This window comes from Bacillus sp. FJAT-45350 (assembly GCF_002335805.1).
Lineage (GTDB): Bacteria > Bacillota > Bacilli > Bacillales > NISU01 > FJAT-45350.
The window spans coordinates 1-19,669 of sequence record NZ_NISU01000003.1 but is presented as its reverse complement, the minus strand read 5'-3'; the positions used below and the strand labels follow the sequence as shown (position 1 = coordinate 19,669).

Below are 19,669 nucleotides of genomic sequence, written 5' to 3'. Positions count from 1 at the left end.
CATCCTGGGGCTGAAGTAGGTCCCAAGGGTTGGGCTGTTCGCCCATTAAAGCGGTACGCGAGCTGGGTTCAGAACGTCGTGAGACAGTTCGGTCCCTATCCGTCGCGGGCGTAGGAAATTTGAGAGGAGCTGTCCTTAGTACGAGAGGACCGGGATGGACACACCGCTGGTGTACCAGTTGTTCCGCCAGGAGCATAGCTGGGTAGCTACGTGTGGACGGGATAAGTGCTGAAAGCATCTAAGCATGAAGCCCCCCTCAAGATGAGATTTCCCATTACGTTAAGTAAGTAAGACCCCTTAGAGATGATGAGGTTGATAGGTCTCGGGTGGAAGCATGGTGACATGTGGAGCTGAGAGATACTAATCGGTCGAGGGCTTATCCAATTTTCTAAGGTTGAAATGAATTCGACGACCTGCATATATAACACTATCTAGTTTTGAGAGAACAACTCTCAGCTGAAAGCAATTTCAGCGAGGAAATCTGCTCCTGCGGTTACTCGTCGCAAGTCTTGCGAGGGAGTATCACAGAGTGGTTGACTTAGTGATGATGGCGAAGAGGCCACACCCGTTCCCATGCCGAACACGGAAGTTAAGCTCTTCAGCGCCGATGGTAGTTGGGGGCTTCCCCCTGCGAGAGTAGGACGTTGCTAGGTAAACTGTAAAAGCACCCAAGCGGGTGCTTTTTTTATGGAATAGGCACAAAGCTGAAAAAGTAGTAATTAGAGATAAATTAATTAATGACAAGATAGAAGTTAAATTAATGGGTAACATCTATAAAAGCTAATACGAAGTCTATATGCTAAACAAGTATTTATAATTCAAACACAAGGAAGAGCTTTTACTCTAAAAGTTCTTCCTTGTCATTTTACTTAATAAGACTATCCAAATATAAAAACAATAGGTACGGTATTTTTTCTGTTGTTATTGATAGAAACTCTTTAATAAATGGAAAGTCAGCTTCAGGATAGTGGTGAAATAGTTCTCCCCACCATTCAGTTTCATAGCGACAAATCATGCTTAAATTATAAAGAATTAAATAATGGACAACAATTTCAGGGAGTAAGAGATAATCATCTCTACGATTTAATATATGATAACTACCATTACTATTAAAAAGAAGGGGAGTAGCATGTAGTGGTTCAAGTTTCCCTTTTAAATAAATAGTAATTTTCTTTTCTGTTTCTTCAATGTCAGAAATCGATAGTTCGGTTCTAGCTTTAAAAAAATGCATGAATGACGAACAACTTAGATTGAAATCATCTAATATTTTTGTTGAGAACGTTATTTTACGATCAGTTTCTTTTTTTATAGGATATGTATACGTTTTTCCTTTAACATAAAAAAATAATTCATGAAGTTCAGGTATTTGACGCATTAATTGTTCCATTTTGTATTTATCTCCAGAAAAATGTTTCACATGAAACATTTTGTCTGAAAAATGTGTGAGAAGACCATTTTTTTGTAGTTTGACCTCGTCATCTAAAAAGAGATACTGAGCCTTTTTCCGTTTCCTAGTTGAAACACCATGAGCTAATACCTGACTGTTTTCAGGGTAGGATGGGTCTTTAGTGAGAATACATGCTTTTATCAACTGGACGAATCCATAGAATAATAAAATAGGGTGTAATTCTAATGGTGCGGTCTTTAATTGTTTAAAATATTTTTCTCCATGCTCTAGATAATAGATGAAAGGATAGCAATTTTGAAAGCCTAGCTTTTCTGCTTCTGGAATATCAAGTTGTTCATAGCATTTTTTTAAATAGGATTGTGTAAATGAGGTTGATTGATACTTTGATAGTTCCTTCCAAGTATGTGTATCTCTATTCATAAGCACATTCCTTTCAATAACGTATTTTCTAAATAAGATATTAATTTAAGAATCACACTAGTAATCGACGTGCTTATTCTTTATATTATGAATAGTCTTATTTATTTTGCTTTCTTGACAGTAGTTTATCCAATTGTTAAGCTACTAATAATATTTTCAGGTAAACTAATCATTTGGAGAGGATGAGAGTAACGTGTGGGAAAATAAATTTAATAAAGAGGGTTTAACATTTGATGATGTTTTACTTGTTCCTGCGAAGTCGGAAGTTCTTCCACGAGATGTTTCTGTTGGTACAAAATTATCAGAAACATTACAGCTAAATATTCCTATTATCAGTGCTGGAATGGATACAGTAACTGAGGCGCAGATGGCAATAGCAATTGCTAGAGAAGGTGGATTAGGAATAATCCATAAAAATATGTCAATTCAAGAGCAAGCTAGTGAAGTTGACCGCGTAAAACGTTCTGAAAGTGGAGTTATTACAAATCCATTTTACTTATCAGCTCAACATAGAGTTTCTGATGCAGAGCAATTAATGGGTAAATACCGTATTTCAGGTGTGCCAATTGTTGATGATAACCAGAAGCTTGTGGGTATTCTTACAAATCGTGATCTTCGTTTTATTGAAGATTACTCAATTTTAATTGATGAAGTAATGACAAAGGATAATCTTGTGACTGCAGCAGTAGGAACTACACTTGCAGAAGCAGAGAAGATTTTACAACAGTATAAAATCGAGAAACTTCCATTAGTTGATGACAATGGAATATTAAAAGGACTAATTACAATAAAAGATATTGAGAAAGTAATTGAGTTTCCTAACTCTGCAAAGGACAAGCAAGGAAGGTTAATTGTCGGTGCAGCTGTTGGGGTAACTGTAGATACAATGGAGCGTGTTAGTGCACTAGTTGAGGCTGGAGTAGATGTTATTGTTATTGATACAGCACATGGACATTCACAGGGTGTATTAAATAAAGTGCGTGAAGTACGCGAACAGTTCCCAGATTTAAATATCGTTGCTGGTAATGTGGCTACAGCTGAGGCGACAAGAGATTTAATTGAAGCAGGTGCCAACATTGTTAAGGTAGGTATTGGACCTGGTTCTATTTGTACGACTCGCATTATTGCAGGTATTGGTGTGCCACAAATTACAGCAGTCTATGACTGTGCGACAGAGGCAAGAAAGCATGGTGTACCGATTATTGCTGATGGTGGTATTAAGTACTCTGGAGATATCGTTAAAGCACTAGCAGCAGGAGGACATGCTGTTATGCTAGGTAGTATTTTAGCTGGAGTTACAGAAAGTCCTGGTGAGCGTGAAATTTATCAAGGACGCCAGTTTAAAGTATATCGTGGTATGGGCTCAATTGGAGCAATGGAAAAAGGTAGTAAGGATCGTTATTTCCAGGAAAATAACCAAAAACTTGTTCCAGAAGGTATAGAAGGTCGTATTCCTTACAAAGGACCACTTACAGATACAATTCATCAGTTAGTAGGTGGAATTAGAGCAGGAATGGGTTATTGTGGTACAACAACGATTGATTCACTTCGAAATGATTCACAATTTATTCGAATTACTGGTGCAGGATTACGTGAAAGTCATCCTCATGATGTTCAAATTACGAAGGAAGCACCAAACTACTCACTTTAATAGATTTATTACGTTAGAAGTTGGTCTAAAAGGTAGAATCACATCTTTAGACCAACTTCTATTGTTTATGAGTAGGTAAGCCTAGTATTTTTAACGAGATAATGTTCTATTGCGGAGTGCCTCCTTCTATATGGCCAAATATTTGTGATTTAGTTTTCAATAGATGGGTCTCTACCTATCTATTTTTTTATTACTAGGTATGATAAAATAACTTTTATGTATAATATGGAGGTGTAGACAGTGTTGCTTTTCAAGAAAAAAGCTACAGTACTTTTACTAGCTTTATTAATGGTTACAAATTTGCTTTTGATTTCTCCATCTCAAGCTAGTGCAAACTTTGATTTAGAGGCTGAATCAGCTATATTAGTTGATGCAAATACAGGTAAAATCTTATTTGAAAAATATGCCGATGCCATGCTTCCGATTGCAAGTATGACGAAAATGATGAGTGAGTATTTAATTTTGGAGGCTGTTCATACAGGAAGAATTGAATGGGAACAAACGGTTCCAATTAGTGATTTTGTTCGTCAACTATCACTATATACATCTCTTTCAAATGTACCATTAAGACAGGATGAGACGTATACAGTTAGAGAGCTGTATGAGTCCGTTGCTATTTATTCAGCAAATGCTTCAACAATTGCGATAGCTGAGTTAATCGCTGGTTCGGAAACAAACTTTGTTAAAATGATGAATGATAAAGCCGAAGAGCTTGGTCTAGGTGAATATGAATTTGTCAATACAACGGGGTTAAATAATAAAGATTTACTTGGCCAGCATCCAGGTGGTACAGGCCCAGAAGCAGAGAACAAGCTTACAGCTCGTGCAACTGCAAAGTTAGCATTTTATCTAGTAAATGACTATCCAGAAGTACTAGAGACAGCTAGTATCCCTACTAAAGTGTTTAAAGAAGGTACAGAGGATGCTATCGACATGTTGAACTGGAACTGGATGTTACCTGGAATTGTAGCCCAGCATGATTATCAAGGGATGGATGGTTTAAAAACAGGTTATACAAGTCAAGCCGGTAATGCATTTACTGGAACAGCAGTAAGGAATGATATGAGACTAATCTCAGTTGTTATGAGAACTGACTCAAGAGATGCGAGATTTAACGAAACAAGAAAGCTTTTAGATTATGGATTTAATAATTTCTCAATTCAAGAAATAATTCCTTCAGGATATCAAGTCGAAGGTTATGAAGTGCTAGAAGTAACTGCAGGTAAGGAAAAAGAGGTTTCTATTAAGACAGAGGATTCTCTATCTGTATTAGTTAGAAATGGTGAAGAAGAGAGTTATGAGCCATTGCTTGTTTTAGATTCATCGATATTAAATGATGATGGTTCACTTCAAGCACCCGTGGATGCAAATGAGGTTGTCGGTAAGGTAACACTTGACTATAAGGGAGAACAATCTTACGGATATATCGTGTCTGACTCTTCAGAAGAAGTAAGTGTCGTGACAGAGCAAGCAGTTGATAAAGCAAATTGGTTTACTAGAACGATGAGAGCCATTGGTGGATTTTTCTCTGGTATTTGGTCAAGTGCATCAGAAACAGTGAAAGGCTGGTTCTAATTTTCATTGGAAGTAGAAAATTTTTAAAACTTACCATCAATTTACCCTCATATTTTATTATATTCGACAAAACCTATCAGATAGGCAATGTTAATCTTTGATTAAATGTAGATTAGTGGTAAAATATAAACTGAAAATTTATTAAATTATTTGTTGTTATCAAGGGGTATATGCTTGTCGATAATATTGCATTCAGAGAGGACAAACTCCTCTTCTGACTGCATTAGTACAGTATAAGACACCAAGTAAGTAAAAACATTAGGAGGAATTACATATGGTACAGACAGGAACTGATCGAGTAAAACGTGGAATGGCAGAAATGCAAAAGGGTGGCGTCATCATGGACGTTGTAAACGCAGAACAAGCAAAGATTGCTGAAGAAGCAGGTGCAGTTGCAGTTATGGCTCTTGAGCGTGTACCAGCTGATATTCGTGCAGCAGGTGGAGTAGCTCGTATGGCTGATCCTACAATTGTTGAAGATGTTATGAATGCAGTTTCAATCCCAGTTATGGCAAAAGCACGTATTGGTCATATTGTTGAAGCAAGAATTTTAGAATCTTTAGGTGTAGACTATATCGATGAGAGTGAAGTGCTTACACCTGCCGATGAAGTTTACCACTTAAACAAAAATGACTTCACAGTACCATTTGTTTGTGGAGCTAGAGATATAGGTGAAGCATCTCGTCGTATTGGTGAAGGAGCTTCAATGCTTCGTACTAAAGGTGAGCCAGGAACAGGAAACATCGTAGAAGCTGTTCGTCATATGCGTATGGTTCAAGCTCAAATTCGCAAAGTTATTTCTATGTCTACAGACGAGTTAATGACTGAAGCTAAAAACACAGGAGCTCCTTATGAAGTATTACTTCAAATTAAAGAAGCTGGTAAGTTACCTGTAGTAAACTTTGCAGCTGGTGGTATTGCTACACCTGCAGATGCTGCATTAATGATGCAGTTAGGTGCAGACGGTGTATTCGTAGGTTCTGGTATCTTTAAATCAGATAACCCAGAGAAATTCGCTCGTGCGATTGTAGAAGCTACTACTCATTATGAAGATTATGCTCTAATCGCAGAACTATCTAAAAATCTAGGTTCAGCTATGAAAGGAATTGAAATTTCTTCTCTTCAACCATCTGAACGTATGCAAGATCGTGGTTGGTAAGAATAAGAAATAGACTGACTGTATTGTGACAGGCAGAAACAACGAAAAGGGGCTTTGTCATGGTTAAGATAGGAGTTCTAGCATTACAGGGCGCTGTACAAGAACATGTCAAGTGTTTACAAGCACCTGAAACAGAAATAGTAGTCGTTAAAAAGGTTGAGCAGCTAGATGAACTTGACGGCTTAGTTTTACCTGGTGGAGAAAGTACGACAATGCGTCGTTTAATTGATAAGTACGGTTTTTTCGAACCATTAAAGCAATTTGCTGCAGATGGTAAGCCAGTCTTTGGTACATGTGCAGGTTTGATTTTAATGGCAAAACACTTAGTTGGACAAGATAATGGACATTTAGAGTTAATCGATATGACAGTACAAAGAAATGCCTTTGGTCGTCAACGTGAGAGCTTTGAGTGTGATTTAATTGTTGAAGGTGTTGGCGAAGACATTCGTGCTGTCTTCATTAGAGCCCCTCTTATTGTTGAGGTTGGGGAAGACGTACAAATTCTTTCGAAATTTAAAGATGAGATTGTCGTAGCACGTCAAGGACAATTTCTAGCATGTTCCTTCCATCCAGAATTAACAGATGACCACCGTTTCCATCAATTCTTTGTTAGTATGGTTAAGGAATCAAAGAAGAACGGTGTAAGTATATAAAGAATGATTGATGGCAAAAATTAAAATACTATAAAAAATGCGTTGAAGGGAACTAGTAGCAAGTATTTCTTTGCCCAGAGAATCGATGGTAGGTGAAAATCGATCAAAGAATATTGTGAATCCATCCTAGAGTGAAAGACCGAACGTAATGAGTACTCTCTTATTAGTAGGTATTTCCGGTTCTCGCCGTTATGAGATGAGGCGGTTACTAATGAAACAACTTTTTAGTAACAATAAAGGGTGGCAACGCGGGTGCTCTCGTCCCTTTCTATAGGGATGAGGGCTTTTTTTAATGAAAAACGAACCAAGTGTTAGATTATGATTGCTGAGTTATGAGTTATGAGTTATGAATTGTGGATGGCGAAAGGTTAATGGTTAATGGTCAATTGTTAATACCTAATAGCTAACAAACTAACGACTAACTAATTCATAAATCGTAATTAATAATTACATAGATAGGAGGAATATCAAATGTTAGATATTAAAAGACTTCGCAATAACTTTGAAGAGGTCAAACAAAAGCTAAATAAGCGTGGAGAAGAGTTAACAGGAATCGACCGTTTCCAAGAGCTTGATGAGAAACGTCGACAATTAATTGTTGAAGTGGAAGAGCTTAAGAGTAGACGGAATAGTGTATCTCAAGAGGTAGCACAATTAAAGAGAGAGAAAAAGGATGCAGACCATCTAATTAAAGAAACAAAAGAAGTTTCAGAGAAGATTAAAGGCTTAGATGAAGAGCTTCGAACAATTGAGGCAGACTTAGATCAACTATTATTAACGATTCCAAATGTACCTCATGAATCCGTTCCTGTTGGAGAAACAGAAGATGATAATATTGAAGTACGTAAATGGGGAGAAGTAACACCTTTCTCTTTTGAAGCAAAGGCTCATTGGGATGTGGCAACGGAGTTAGGAATTCTTGACTTTGAACGCGCATCAAAAGTAACGGGTAGTCGATTTGTTTTTTACAAGGGAGCAGGAGCTAGGTTAGAACGTGCGTTAATTAACTTTATGATGGATTTACATGAGGATGAGCATGGATATGAAGGAATTCTACCTCCATATATGGTCAACCGTCAGAGCATGACAGGAACAGGTCAGCTTCCTAAATTTGAAGAGGATGCATTTAAGATTCAAGAAGAGGACTACTTCTTAATCCCAACTGCAGAAGTTCCAGTAACGAATTTTCACCGTGATGAAATTCTTTCTGTAGAACAACTTCCAATTGCTTATACAGCATACAGTGCATGTTTCCGTTCTGAGGCAGGTTCAGCTGGTAGAGATACAAGAGGATTAATTCGTCAGCACCAGTTTAACAAAGTGGAACTAGTTCGCTTTGTGATGCCTGAGGATTCTTATGATGAACTAGAAAAGCTTACAGGACATGCTGAGAAGGTGCTACAGCTACTAAAGCTTCCTTATAGAGTGATGAGTATGTGTACAGCTGATTTAGGCTTTACAGCGGCTAAGAAGTACGACATAGAGGTTTGGATTCCAAGCTATGATTCATACCGAGAAATCTCATCTTGTAGTAACTTTGAGGACTTCCAAGCAAGAAGGGCCAATATTAAGTTCCGTCGTGAAGCAAAAGGAAAGCCAGAGTTTGTACATACATTAAACGGTTCTGGTCTTGCAATTGGTAGGACGGTTGCAGCTATCCTTGAGAACTATCAGCAGGAAGACGGTACAGTTGTTATTCCTGAGATATTACGTCCTTATATGGGCAATAAAGAAGTAATAAAGTAATCTAATAACTAGACAGTCACTCTATAGTAGTGTGGCTGTTTTTTGTTATGCCAAAATAAAAACGCCTCTAGCATAGGCTAGAAGCGTTCAAAGTATTAATAATTTGGTTTGTGTTCACCAGATTTGATTTCTTCCATGTAGTGACATGCTGCAGCATGAGTTTCTAACATGAAGTCAGTTGTACGTAACTCTGGTGTATCTTCTTTACACTTGTCTGTTGCAAACGGGCAACGAGTGTGGAAGCGACAACCAGTAGGTGGATCAATTGGAGATGGAACATCTCCTCTTAGAATCACACGCTCTTTTTTCGCACTTGGATCTGGTACGGGAATTGCTGATAATAAAGCTCTTGTATATGGATGCTGTGGATTATCGAATAACGATGTTTTGTCAGCAATTTCTACAATGCGTCCAAGATACATTACGATAACACGGTCTGAGATATGACGTACAACACCTAAATCATGTGATATGAATAAATACGTAAGTTTCATTTCGCGTTGTAATCGTTTCAACAGGTTGATTACCTGTGCTTGAATCGATACATCGAGAGCAGAAACAGCCTCATCACAGATAATTAGCTTTGGATCTACAGATAGTGCACGAGCGATACCAATACGTTGACGTTGACCACCACTAAACTCATGTGGGAAACGGTCAATTTGGTGAGCACCAAGTCCAACTTTTTGCATTAACTCTTTAATTTTATCGTTACGCTCACTTTTAGGAACGACATTTTGAATTTCAAGAGCTTCATCAAGAATTTGTCTTACCGTTTGACGTGGATTGATAGATGCATATGGATCCTGGAAGATGATTTGAAGGTCTTTACGCTTCTTTCTCATTTGACTCTTATTCAAAGATAGAAGGTCTTCACCGTCAAATTCAACTTCACCTGCTGTAGGTTCATCAAGACGTAGGATAGCTCGCCCAGTTGTTGATTTACCACAACCAGACTCACCTACGATACTTACAGTTTCTCCTTCATAAATCGTGAATGAAACTCCATCAACCGCTTTAACGTGGTTAACTGTACGTCCGAGTAGACCACCCTTGATAGGGAAATACTGTTTTAAATCATTAACCTTGAGTAGTTCTTTCTTCATACACGTTCACCTCCGGGTCGCCGTCCCACTCATCAGAGTAAATCCAACAGCGAATTTGATTTCCATCTTCACCTTCAATAAGATCAGGAAGATGTTTTGCACAAAGATCAGTAGCAAATGGACAGCGAGGGGCAAAACGACACCCATCTGGCATTTCATTTGGACTAGGTACTGCACCTTTAATGACTGAAAGCTCTTCTTCACCCATATCGACATCATGTCGAGGTAGAGATTTTAATAACCCTACTGTATATGGATGTTGTGGTTTTGAGAATAAAGTGTTTACATCAGCATATTCAACTACTTTACCGCAGTACATAACAGCAACATAATCACAGCTCTCTGCTACAACCCCAAGGTCATGTGTAATCATAATAATTGACATACCAAGCTCATCTTGCAACTCTTTCATAAGTTCAATAATTTGAGCCTGAATTGTAACATCAAGTGCAGTAGTAGGCTCATCAGCAATCAATAACTCTGGTTTACATGCTAAAGCCATTGCGATCATAACACGTTGCCTCATACCACCAGACAATTCGTGAGGATACTGATGAACACGTTTTTCTGGAGAAGGAATACCTACAAGCTTCAACATTTCTATTGATTTTTCGGTCGCTTCCTTCTTTTTTAATCCTTGGTGAATGATATATGACTCACTGATTTGCTGACCAACAGTATAAACAGGATTTAAAGATGTCATTGGTTCTTGGAAAATCATTGAGATTTCGTTTCCACGAATCTTAAGCATTTCTTTCTCTGATTTATCTAGTAAGTTCTGACCCTTAAATAGTATTTCTCCACCTACAATTTTACCTGGGTTTTGAATAAGACGAAGAATCGAAAGGGATGTAATACTTTTACCTGAACCTGATTCTCCAACGATACCTAGTGTCTTACCCTTTGGGACAGAGAAGTTAACGCCATCAACTGCTTTAACTTCTCCACCTTCTGTAAAGAATGAAGTGCGTAGGTCACGAACATCAATAATCGTTTTGTTTGTACTCATAAAGTTTCACACCCTTTTCAATAGGTTGTTTATATTAATCAAGATCGATACGTTTGTTCAAGAATCGATAAGAAATGTCTACTAGTAAGTTAACTAAAACGAATAGTAGTGAAATAACTAATACTGTTCCTTGTACTACTGGGAAGTCTCGAGCACGAATTGCATCGATGATAAGTCGACCCATACCATTAATAGCAAATACAGTTTCAGTTAATACAGTACCACCTAGTAATGAACCAAACTGTAAACCAACAATCGTCACAACTGGAATCATAGCATTTTTTAATGCATGACGATAAATAACTACTCGCTCACTTACACCTTTAGCACGAGCTGTTCGAATAAAGTCTTGTCCTATAACCTCAAGCATACTTGAACGTGTCATACGAGCAATAATAGCTGCCCCAGCGGTTCCGAGTGTAATAACAGGAAGTACATTTTGCTGCCAAGATCCCCAACCTGATGGAGAGAACCAACCGGTTCCTATTGAGAACCACTGAATTAACATCAAACCAAGCCAGAAGTTAGGCATTGAAAGTCCAAATAATGCAACAATCATAATAGCTGTATCAGTTAATGTGTAATGTCTTGTTGCAGAGATAATACCAGCAATTAAACCAATAAAGATACTTAAAATCGTACTATATATCGCGAGTTCTACAGTTATCCAGAACCTACCTGAGATTTCATCAGTTACAGCTCGTCCGTTACGAATAGAGTTACCTAAATCACCTTGAATTGCATTACCAACATACTTTGCATATTGGACTGGTAACGGATCATTCAATCCTAATCTTTCTCTCATTTGTTCTACTTGTTGTTCAGAAGCACTCTCACCGGCGATAATTTGTGCTGGGTCACCAGGAATGAGGTGCATAAGCATGAAAACTAAAATTGTAACACCGATTAATACCGGGATTGTCTGTAGTAAACGTCTAATTATAAAAGTAAACAATAGTTTGCACCTCTCTTCTAATTTTTCATTTTCGGATCTAGTGCGTCTCTTAAGCCATCACCAAAGATGTTAAACGCTAATACAACGATTACAATTGCTAAACCAGGGAAAAGAGCAACGTGTGGAGCATCCCACATATAGTTACGACCTGCACTTAGCATTGCACCCCACTCAGGTGTTGGAGGCTGTGCACCCATTCCTAAGAATGAAAGACCACTAGCAGTTAAAATTGCTGCTGCCATATATAAAGTTGCTTGTACAATAATTGGAGACATAATGTTTGGCAAGATGTGCTTAAAGATAATGCGACTATCACTTGCGCCAAGCGCTCTCATTGCATCAATATACTCAAGCTTCTTAACAGATAGTGTTGAACCTCGTACAATCCTTGCAAACGAAGGAATTGCAAAAATACCAACGGCAATAATTACGTTTTGTAAACTACCACCTAATACACTTACGATAGCTAGTGCTAGTAAAATACCAGGGAAAGCTAAAAGGACGTCCATAGATCTCATTATAATTGCATCAGTTCTTCTACCGTAATAACCAGAAATTAATCCAAGAAGTACTCCGAAAAATGTTCCGATTGCTACTGAAGAAAAACCAATAAATAAAGTTATCGACATACCATGAATGATACGACTGAAGATATCTCTACCATGGTGATCTGTCCCAAACCAATGTTCTGCTGATGGACCTGTTAATTTGTTTACATGATTTTGTACTGATGGGTCAAATGGGGCGATAAATGGACCGATGATGGCAATAATAATGAAAAACAATATGGTGATTCCACCAACCATAGCGGCTTTATTCTTTCTCAGCTTCTTAAAGAACTTTTTCCAACTCTCTAATCTAGGATTAGGTTGTGGAGTCGGGTTTTTATCAACCGTATTTGTTGCTGATTGTTCGCTCATATATTAGACACCCTTTCTATTTAGTTTAGTAAAATTTTCGACATTATCTGCCTTAGTGCTACAGGAATAGATTATACCATGTAAAAGATATAATACAATGTAAAATCATGCTATATCAAAATAATTAATACAGTAAAAAAATTCAGAAAGTTCTGAAAAGTTGAAAGCGCTTACATTTTTTTGTGTTTAATAATAGTGACATACGGGTACATTAACTAACGTCTATATATAAGGAAGAAACAATGATTACTTAAATATACCAGGTAATATTTATTCTTTTTTAAGGTAATAAGATTGTTTTTTTATTTTATATGGGTTATATTATTATTAGTTTTTTGGGAAAATAAAAATATTTTATAACGGGGGTTACAATTATGAGTTTTTCGAAAAACAAGTTAGTCCTTTTAGCATTAGCTTTAATGCTAAGTGTGTTTTTAGCTGCATGCGGTGGACAAGATGAGCCGGCACCAGATGCTACTGATGATACTGGTGAAGCTCCAGTAGAAGCTACTGAAGGTGGCGACTTAACAATTGCAATTCCTTCCGATGCTGTATCACTTGATCCACAAGGTTCAAATGATTCTCCATCAAGTAATGTTCAAGTAAATATTTATGATAGCCTTATCTATCATGATGAAAACTTAGAGCTTCAACCTGCTCTTGCAACTGAGTGGGAGTTAGTTGAAGACAATGTTTGGAAAATTACACTACGTGAAGGCGTACAGTTTCATGATGGTTCTGAATTAACTGCAGAAGTAGTTAAAGCAAACTTTGATCGTGTTCTTGATCCAGATGTTGCATCACCACGTTCTTTCTTATTTGATATGATTAATGAAACTAAAGTAGTAGATGATTATACAGTTCATTTCGTAACTGAGTTTCCTTTCTCTCCATTACCGTCTCATTTAGCTCATAGTGGTGGTGGGATTATCAGTCTTAATGCAATCCAAGCTGATTACGAAGCTATGGAAGCTGGACAAGATGCAGGAAGCTATGTAAGTGCTAATCCGTCTGGTGCTGGTCCGTTCGTATTTGAAGAGTGGGTACCTGGACAATACATTAAATTAGTTAAAAACGATAACTATTGGGGTGAGCCAGCTAAGATCGATTCTGTAACATTCAGTATCGTACCTGAAAGCTTAACTCGTGTTGCTGAACTTGAAACTGGTAACACACATATTATCGAGCAAGTACAACCAACTGATATTTCTAGAATTGAAGGAACTCCTGGAATCGGTATTGACCGTACAGAAAGCTTAAGCTCTGCTTACATCGGTTTCAACACTGAGAAAGCTCCTTTTGATGATATTAGAGTTCGTCAAGCGGTAACTATGGCACTTGATAAAGAAATTGTTGTTAATAACATTTTAGATGGCGTTGGTACAATTGCTTATGGACCATTAGCTGCAAACGTTTTTGGTTATAGTGATGAGATTGAAGTTCTTGAGTATGATGTAGAAGCTGCGAAAGCTTTACTTGCTGAAGCTGGACATGCTGATGGTTTCTCGACTACTATCTGGACTAATGACAATCCACAACGTATGGATTTAGCTGAGTTTGTACAAGCTCAATTAAAAGAAATTGGAATTGATGTAAGTATCGAAGTGCTAGAGTGGGGTGCTTACCTAGAAAACACTGCTAACGCTCAACATGATATGTTTATCCTTGGTTGGGTTACTGTAACTGCAGATGCAGACTATGGTTTATATGCTTTATTCCATTCTAAAAACCACGGTTCAGCTGGTAACCGTTCATTCATCGCGGATCCTGAACTTGATGCTTTATTAGACCAAGCTCGTCAAGAAGCAGACCCTGATGTACGTGCTGAGCTTTACAAAGAGGCACAACAAATCATTGTAACTGAAGCTCCTGTAACATACACTCACTTTACTCACTATGTAAATGGTGTAAATGAAAATGTACAAGGCTTCTGGCAGCATCCAAATGGTATGATGCAACTTCAAAACGTTACAATTACACAATAATATGGATTGATAAGGAGGACCTACTATGGGTCCTCCTTTTTAATATAGCTGAGGTTAGTGCAGAGACGTATATATTAACTCATAATAAGCTATACTTTCAGATAGAATGGAAGGAATGGTGAGAAGTAGTGAAAAATATAGTTAAAAAAAGATCGACAAAAAAAACAGGTTTAACAGAAGTAGAGAAAACCTTTGTACGTTGGGTAAGTTTTAGAAAAGCTGAAGTTGAAGATAGATAAGGTGAGGGTGCTTCAAAGGTTTGTAATACAACCTATGAATCATCCTCTTTTAAATGGAAGGAACACGGTGTATATTTACATAAGACTGCAAATTACACACGTAAAAAGAGGTATATTATGACGAGTGATCAAATTAAAAATGAAGATAAGATTTTCATGGAGAAGGCTATTGAACAAGCGAAACGAGCCGAGCAAATTGAAGAGGTTCCTATTGGAGCTATCATTGTAAAGGATGGGGTCGTTGTTGCTACAGCTTACAATGAGAGAGAGACTACACAGCAAGCAATAGCTCATGCAGAATTACTGGTTATTAAGAAGGCTTGTGAAAATCTAGGGACTTGGCGTCTTACTGGATGTACATTGTATGTCACTCTTGAACCTTGTCCTATGTGTGCTGGTGCGATTGTTCAGTCTCGACTTGACAGGGTTGTTTATGGAGCTCGTGATCCGAAGGCAGGATGTGCGGGTACGTTAATGAACCTTTTAAATGAAGAAAGATTTAATCATCAGGTAGAAGTTAATGCATTTGTGTTAGAAGAAGCGTGTGGAGCATTACTTACAAATTTCTTTCGAGAACTTCGTGCAAAGAGAAAAGAACAGAAAAAGAAAGAGAAGTTATTAGAATTAACTGGAGATAATTGAGTAATTTTAGAATAGTTTTAATTTCTTTAGGATATGGGTTTGTCCTTGCATTTATTAATGAAAAGGTATATACTACAAAGTGCGTCAATTAAATGACGCTTAAATATGTTAATCAATTTGTCGTGCTAGGCGGGGAGGTAGCGGTGCCCTGTACTCGCAATCCGCTATAGCGAGGCTGAATCCCTTCTCGAGGTTTTGTTACCGTGAGGTCTGACCTAAGTAAGTGGTGTTGACGCTTGGGTTCTACGCAACGGAAACCCATGAACCCTGTCAGGTCCGGAAGGAAGCAGCAGTAAGTGGACCCTTTCGTGTGCCGTAGAGGTGCCTGGGCCGAGCTAACTGCTTAGGTAACGCTCGGGGTAGCATTATCAACAGAAGGTGCACGACATTCATTTTATTTAGCAGCAACTATATAGTTGCTGCTTTTATTATGGTTTATAGTTGAAGTATATCTTGAAAACATAGTCAGTTCGTTCAGCGTTTAAAAGTTGGTAGTGGCTATGGGCATTGGAATTAAGAAAGACTCGCTCAGTGGTTTTTCTTAATCAATCTTTGAAATATGAAATGTGACAAAGTATAATATAGATGAAACGTTGGTCGAAGGAGGATTTGGGATGGGCTATCAAGCATTATATCGTGTGTGGCGACCACAACAATTAAAAGATATAGCTGGACAAGAGCATATTACTACTACGTTGCAAAATGCCTTAGTTCATAATAAGTTCTCCCATGCGTATCTCTTTACTGGACCACGTGGAACAGGGAAAACAAGTGCAGCGAAAATTGTATCTAAGGCGATTAACTGTGAGAATGCACCAGTACCAGAACCATGTAATGAGTGTAAGTCATGTAAGGGTATTACAGATGGTTCGATTGTTGATGTGATTGAAATTGATGCCGCATCTAATAATGGTGTAGATGAAATTCGAGACATTAGAGATAAGGTTAAGTTTGCTCCAAATGAAGTCAGGTACAAAGTGTACATAATTGATGAGGTTCATATGCTATCTACAGGTGCTTTTAATGCATTGCTAAAAACACTTGAGGAACCACCAAAGCATGTTATATTTATTTTAGCAACTACCGAACCACATAAAATTCCTTTGACGATTATTTCTCGTTGTCAGCGTTTTGATTTTAAGAGAATATCAAAACAAGCTCTTGTTAATAGAATGAAGTTTATCTTAAGTCATAATGAAACAGTTGTTCAAGAGGAAGCGCTTCAAATGGTTGCTCTTGCCGCTGATGGTGGCATGCGAGATGCGTTAAGCTTACTTGATCAGGCAATTTCATATGCAGAAGATGAAGTAACATTGGAAAGTATCTTATCTATAACAGGTGCAGTTTCTGAGAGGTTTTTATCTGATGTAATCTCTGCAGTCCATAGTAAGGACGTAGCGGCAGCCTTAAAAGCAATTGGTCTTCTTATTAATGAAGGAAAGGATCCTCAACGTTTTATAGAAGACTTGATTTTTTATTATCGGGATCTCCTATTATACCAAACTGCCCCACAGTTAGCGGAAATGTTGGAACGTGCTAAAGTAGATGAGCAGTTTAAAGACTTTGCTACTATCATACCAAGTGAATCAATTTATAAAATGATTGAGTTGTTGAATCAATGTCAGCAAGAGATGAAGTGGGCTAGTCATCCTAAAGTGTTTATGGAGCTTTTAATTGTGAAACTTTGTAACCATGAGGTAGAAGATAAAGTCACTTCTGGAGCGGTCATTAATAATGAGGATATTGAGCTACTTAAGAAAAAGATTAATGAGCTTGAAGGGACAATTAAACAGCTTCAAAGGAATGGTGTAGTAGCAGAGGCATCAGATGATACAAGTGAACAGAGGAAACAACCTGTAAGGAGACCGGTGAAGCAAGTTTCAGGTACAAAATTAGCATCTGGACAAATTAAAGAGTTGCTTAGTAGGGCTTCTAAACTTGAGTTACAAAGGGTAACTAGCAAGTGGGGACAGGTGATGGAGAGAGTTCGTCAACAAAATATTCCTGCACACGCATGGCTAAGTGACTGTAAGCCGGTAGCTGCTTCACAAGATGCTTATCTACTAGCTTTTCAAAATGAGATGCATCGTGATATGGTTGATTCAAAATTTCGTGATTTCGTAGATACAGTAATTGATGAAGTTTTTGGTCAAAAAATGACGTTCTTTACGATACTATCTGGTCAATGGGATAAGCTAAAAGAAGATTTTCTAAAAGGACAACGTGGTGAAGATGGTGAGGAAGAAAAAGACCCTGTTATCGAAGAAGGAATCAAATTAGTTGGCAGTGAGCTAGTTGAAATTATTGAATAAAAAATAAATACATACATTAGGAGGAATTCAAATGAAAAACATGGGTAATATGATGAAGCAAATGCAAAAGATGCAAAAGCAAATGGTGAAGGCTCAAGAGGAACTTAAGGAAAAGACTGTTGAAGCTACAGCTGGTGGCGGAATGGTTACAGTTATTGCTAGCGGTGACAAGCGAATTGTTGATATCAAAATCTCTGAGGACTGTGTTGATCCAGACGATGTAGAAATGTTACAAGATTTAATTTTAGCTGCAACAAATGAAGCGCTTAAGAAAGTAGACGAATTAACTGAGCAAGATTTAGGAAAATTCACAAAAGGGATGAATGTTCCTGGTCTATTTTAGGAGGTAATCCTTTTGCAATACCCTGAACCTATCGCAAAGTTAATGGAAGGATTTATGAGATTGCCAGGTATCGGCCCTAAAACAGCGAGTCGTCTGGCTTTCTTTGTTCTAGATATGAAAGAGGATGACGTTTTGGATTTTGCCAAAGCGTTAGTTAATGCTAAAAGAAATTTAACCTATTGCTCCCAGTGTCATAATATAACTGATACCGACCCTTGTAGAATTTGTGATGATACCAAAAGGGATCAGTCCATTGTTTGTGTTGTTCAAGATGCGAAAGATGTTATTGCAATGGAGAAGATGAAAGAGTATTACGGTTTGTATCATGTCCTTCATGGAGCAATTTCTCCTATGGATGGAATAGGTCCCGAAGATATAAAAATACCCGAGCTTTTGAAACGACTTCAAGACGACAAAATACAAGAAGTAATTATTGCTACAAATCCAAACATTGAAGGTGAAGCCACGGCGATGTATATTTCTCGCTTAGTAAAGCCAACAGGGATTAAAGTAACGAGAATTGCACATGGTTTACCTGTAGGTGGAGATTTGGAATATGCTGATGAAGTTACGCTATCAAAAGCGATTGAAGGGCGTAGGGAGATTTAGTTAGTATTTACACTTGTTTTTAGCGATGAGGAGCCAATTCGATGTTCTTTAAAAGAAGAAAAAGAATTCGTAACTTGGAAGACCAACAACTGATGAATTTAATAGATGATTTAAAGGTTCACTTATCTAATCAACAAGCTATTGTATCTAAAAGTGTTGACCCTTCTGAGGAAGTTCTGTATGAAATGAAGTTAACAGAAGCAAAGTATTTGTTTTTATTGAGGGAAGCGAGAGTTCGTTACAATGAAAAAGAGTGAGTAGTAAAGAGTGAGTAGTAATTTTTTTACTACTTGTTCTTTTTTTTTTGCTTGTACATATATTTTTTATAAAGGCTTGTCAGATATGGAGGTGTGAAATGGATCCGGTTATTATAGTTTCTTTATTAGGGGGATTAATTTTTTTATTATTAATTGTTGGAGCACCAATAAAGCCATTACGTTTCTTGGGACAAGGAGCAATTAAGCTAATGATTGGGGCACTCTTTTTATTTTTCCTAAATGCTTTTGGCTCAGTGTTGGATTACCATATTCCTATTAATCTCGTTACAGCGGGTATTTCAGGATTTTTAGGGGTTCCAGGTGTAGTACTTTTAATAGCGATTGAACAGTTTGTGTTGTAATGATTATATAATTTTAATTCCACGTGTTGTTGCACTTGAGTTACTACTACTAGTATCTTAAGTGTAGACACGTGGTATTTTGTTTTACTTATTTTAATGCTGGTATTGTGTTATTGAAATATATATGTTATATTATAGTTCGTCTCTCATTAGAGCACTTATCTATTTAAAACTTTTTATTTAAAGTTGTTGACATACGATTTGTTATCATGTTATATTAGTTAAGTCGCTGAAACACGAGTGACAAGTTGTTCTTTGAAAACTGAACAAGACAAAAGCCAAGCGTAAAAGAGATGTAAACACATCTCGTTAATTTTC

At 37.5% G+C, this 19,669-nt stretch carries 17 protein-coding genes, 1 rRNA gene, 1 other RNA gene and 2 other annotated features (1 of these 21 cut by a window edge); of the genes, 14 read left to right on the top strand and 5 right to left on the bottom strand.

All coding sequences use genetic code 11. From position 1 onward, the window contains the following. Window positions 1-384 (top strand) — a sequence feature (mutual gap in cmsearch alignment for this rRNA model is longer than 100) (it extends 2,363 nt beyond the left edge of the window). A 153-nt stretch (window positions 385-537) separates the two neighbouring features. Then, window positions 538-653: ribosomal RNA gene (gene rrf, locus CD003_RS19155) — 5S ribosomal RNA — on the top strand. A 212-nt stretch (window positions 654-865) separates the two neighbouring features. Here the strand turns inward: rrf and CD003_RS19150 are convergent. Then, the gene (locus CD003_RS19150) at window positions 866-1,828 is read right to left on the bottom strand and encodes a YaaC family protein (RefSeq protein WP_096202873.1); all 963 of its coding nucleotides are present in this window, start codon (window positions 1,826-1,828) and stop codon (window positions 866-868) included. A 193-nt stretch (window positions 1,829-2,021) separates the two neighbouring features. On the opposite strand from CD003_RS19150, the gene guaB reads away from it, so the two are divergent. From guaB to serS, 5 genes are all read left to right on the top strand, one after another. Continuing rightward, complete coding sequence (gene guaB / locus CD003_RS19145; protein ID WP_096202872.1) at window positions 2,022-3,479, top strand: IMP dehydrogenase; 1,458 nt, start codon at window positions 2,022-2,024, stop codon at window positions 3,477-3,479. A 288-nt stretch (window positions 3,480-3,767) separates the two neighbouring features. Next, window positions 3,768-5,054 carry a D-alanyl-D-alanine carboxypeptidase family protein gene (locus CD003_RS19140; protein WP_179295653.1) on the top strand — a complete coding sequence of 429 codons (1,287 nt, stop codon included), beginning with the start codon at window positions 3,768-3,770 and terminating at the stop codon, window positions 5,052-5,054. Window positions 5,055-5,328: 274 nt separating this feature from the next. Continuing rightward, window positions 5,329-6,213, top strand: a complete 885-nt coding sequence (gene pdxS, locus CD003_RS19135; protein ID WP_096202870.1) for a pyridoxal 5'-phosphate synthase lyase subunit PdxS — start codon at window positions 5,329-5,331, stop codon at window positions 6,211-6,213. Window positions 6,214-6,272: 59 nt separating this feature from the next. After that, window positions 6,273-6,866: a pyridoxal 5'-phosphate synthase glutaminase subunit PdxT gene (gene pdxT, locus CD003_RS19130; RefSeq protein WP_096202869.1), complete on the top strand. Its 594-nt coding sequence runs from the start codon at window positions 6,273-6,275 to the stop codon at window positions 6,864-6,866. Between the two features lie 33 nt (window positions 6,867-6,899). After that, window positions 6,900-7,135, top strand: a binding site (T-box leader). Window positions 7,136-7,337: 202 nt separating this feature from the next. Continuing rightward, window positions 7,338-8,612: a serine--tRNA ligase gene (gene serS, locus CD003_RS19125; RefSeq protein ID WP_096202868.1), complete on the top strand. Its 1,275-nt coding sequence runs from the start codon at window positions 7,338-7,340 to the stop codon at window positions 8,610-8,612. A gap of 95 nt (window positions 8,613-8,707) precedes the next feature. Here serS and CD003_RS19120 read toward each other — a convergent pair whose 3' ends face one another. Genes CD003_RS19120 through CD003_RS19105 form a run of 4 tightly spaced genes read right to left on the bottom strand, consistent with a single transcriptional unit; the run spans window position 8,708 to window position 12,602 of the window. Then, a complete protein-coding gene (locus CD003_RS19120; protein WP_096202867.1) occupies window positions 8,708-9,718 on the bottom strand; it encodes an ABC transporter ATP-binding protein in 1,011 nt (336 codons plus the stop codon). Further along, window positions 9,693-10,727 (bottom strand): ABC transporter ATP-binding protein, encoded by a 1,035-nt coding sequence (locus CD003_RS19115; RefSeq protein WP_096202866.1) that lies wholly within the window; start codon window positions 10,725-10,727, stop codon window positions 9,693-9,695. Before CD003_RS19115 ends, CD003_RS19120 begins: the two co-directional genes overlap by 26 nt. A gap of 34 nt (window positions 10,728-10,761) precedes the next feature. Further along, on the bottom strand, window positions 10,762-11,682 hold the full coding sequence (gene nikB, locus CD003_RS19110) for a nickel ABC transporter permease (protein WP_096202865.1): 921 nt from the start codon (window positions 11,680-11,682) through the stop codon (window positions 10,762-10,764). Window positions 11,683-11,699: 17 nt separating this feature from the next. Further along, complete coding sequence (locus tag CD003_RS19105; protein WP_096202864.1) at window positions 11,700-12,602, bottom strand: ABC transporter permease; 903 nt, start codon at window positions 12,600-12,602, stop codon at window positions 11,700-11,702. A gap of 374 nt (window positions 12,603-12,976) precedes the next feature. Between CD003_RS19105 and CD003_RS19100 the strand changes: the two genes are divergently transcribed. From CD003_RS19100 to CD003_RS19065, 8 genes are all read left to right on the top strand, one after another. Continuing rightward, window positions 12,977-14,587, top strand: a complete 1,611-nt coding sequence (locus CD003_RS19100) for a glutathione ABC transporter substrate-binding protein (protein WP_096202863.1) — start codon at window positions 12,977-12,979, stop codon at window positions 14,585-14,587. 356 nt (window positions 14,588-14,943) lie between these two features. After that, window positions 14,944-15,468, top strand: coding sequence for a tRNA adenosine(34) deaminase TadA (tadA, locus tag CD003_RS19095; RefSeq protein ID WP_096202862.1), 525 nt, complete (start codon window positions 14,944-14,946; stop codon window positions 15,466-15,468). A 120-nt stretch (window positions 15,469-15,588) separates the two neighbouring features. Further along, window positions 15,589-15,854: signal recognition particle sRNA large type (gene ffs / locus CD003_RS19090), an RNA gene on the top strand. 228 nt (window positions 15,855-16,082) lie between these two features. Further along, complete coding sequence (gene dnaX / locus CD003_RS19085) at window positions 16,083-17,780, top strand: DNA polymerase III subunit gamma/tau (protein WP_096202861.1); 1,698 nt, start codon at window positions 16,083-16,085, stop codon at window positions 17,778-17,780. A gap of 31 nt (window positions 17,781-17,811) precedes the next feature. Then, complete coding sequence (locus CD003_RS19080; protein ID WP_096202860.1) at window positions 17,812-18,123, top strand: YbaB/EbfC family nucleoid-associated protein; 312 nt, start codon at window positions 17,812-17,814, stop codon at window positions 18,121-18,123. A 12-nt stretch (window positions 18,124-18,135) separates the two neighbouring features. Beyond that, entirely contained in the window at window positions 18,136-18,732 is a 597-nt protein-coding gene (gene recR / locus CD003_RS19075) for a recombination mediator RecR (protein ID WP_096202859.1), read from the top strand. A gap of 41 nt (window positions 18,733-18,773) precedes the next feature. Continuing rightward, window positions 18,774-18,989 (top strand): YaaL family protein, encoded by a 216-nt coding sequence (locus CD003_RS19070; protein ID WP_096202858.1) that lies wholly within the window; start codon window positions 18,774-18,776, stop codon window positions 18,987-18,989. A gap of 98 nt (window positions 18,990-19,087) precedes the next feature. After that, window positions 19,088-19,351 carry a pro-sigmaK processing inhibitor BofA family protein gene (locus CD003_RS19065; RefSeq protein ID WP_096202857.1) on the top strand — a complete coding sequence of 88 codons (264 nt, stop codon included), beginning with the start codon at window positions 19,088-19,090 and terminating at the stop codon, window positions 19,349-19,351. Window positions 19,352-19,669: the final 318 nt, after the last annotated feature.